Origin of the sequence: Bartonella sp. AA83SXKL (genome assembly GCF_042196965.1) — a bacterium.
GTDB lineage: Bacteria > Pseudomonadota > Alphaproteobacteria > Rhizobiales > Rhizobiaceae > Bartonella.
Genome location: NZ_JBHIRG010000100.1, coordinates 1 through 1,059 on the forward strand (window position 1 = coordinate 1; position 1,059 = coordinate 1,059).

At 31.4% G+C, this 1,059-nt stretch carries 2 protein-coding genes; both read left to right on the plus strand.

Annotation, left to right across the window (positions count from 1 at the left end; translation table 11 throughout):
• Nucleotides 1-358: 358 nt before the first annotated feature.
• Entirely contained in the window at nt 359-709 is a 351-nt protein-coding gene (locus ACFINO_RS09905; protein WP_273783835.1) for a type II toxin-antitoxin system RelE/ParE family toxin, read from the plus strand.
• Between the two features lies 1 nt (nt 710).
• Entirely contained in the window at nt 711-1,034 is a 324-nt protein-coding gene (locus ACFINO_RS09910) for a helix-turn-helix domain-containing protein (RefSeq protein ID WP_015856199.1), read from the plus strand.
• Nucleotides 1,035-1,059 lie beyond the last annotated feature (25 nt).

Here is a 1,059-nt window from a genome sequence, read left to right on the forward strand (position 1 = left end):
AGATATGAAAACTTATCAAAAGGAATGTAAATGTGCGTATGATCTTTAATCACTCATTTGAATGAGAGAGCCTATAACGCTTGTTATGGCTATTAAACGTATCAAACAAATCAAAATGCTCGGTAGCTTTATCAATCCAATCAAAAGCAAATGCATATTAAGTGAATGTCTTGTAAAAACGTTCTTTTTACATTTGGAAGCGTTGGTTTTTACAAAGCAGCTTTTCATAAGATAAATAAACAATTATGGTTTTTTGTTACCATTTTTATCAAGTCAATTTTATTAATAATAGTTATTAAAAAATCACAAAATTAGAATAACCACTTGAAAATATACCCATATGGGTATATTAATAATCATGAGTAAAATAAAACGTATCATATGGCTTGGTTCTTCACTCAAAGATATAAAAAGTCTTCCTGATCTTATTCAACAAAGGATTGGTTATGCTCTTTATCTTGCTCAGATAGGAGATAGAGGAGAAAATGTTAAGGTTCTCAAGGGGTTTGGATCTGCCAATGTTCTAGAAATTATTGAACGCGATATTCAAGGAACTTATCGCGCTGTTTATACGATACAATATAAAAAATCTCTTTATGTGTTGCATTGTTTTCAGAAAAAATCGACCCGTGGCATTGCAACACCAAAACCAGACATTAATCTGATTAAAGAACGTCTCAAGTTAGTAGAACAATTAGAAGGGAATTAAAATGATCAATGTTTTTCACGGTAGTTCCAATGTTTATGCGGATCTTGGCTTTTCAGATTCCAGAGAGATGCTTATCAAAGCGCAACTTGCTCATAAGATTAGTCAAATTCTGAAAGAAAAGAACTTAACACAAAAACAGGCTAGTCAACTTTTGAAAATGACTCAACCAAAACTGTCTAAACTCTTAAGTGGAGAATTTCGAGGAATTAGTGAAATGAAAATGCTTGAGTGTTTGGCAAAATTGGGAAACGATATAAAGATTATTGTTAATCCGAAAGAAGTTAAAACGCTTGAAGGACATTTTGAAGTTGTTTTTTCTTCTTAAACTTCTTTATGATTAGCTTTTTTGG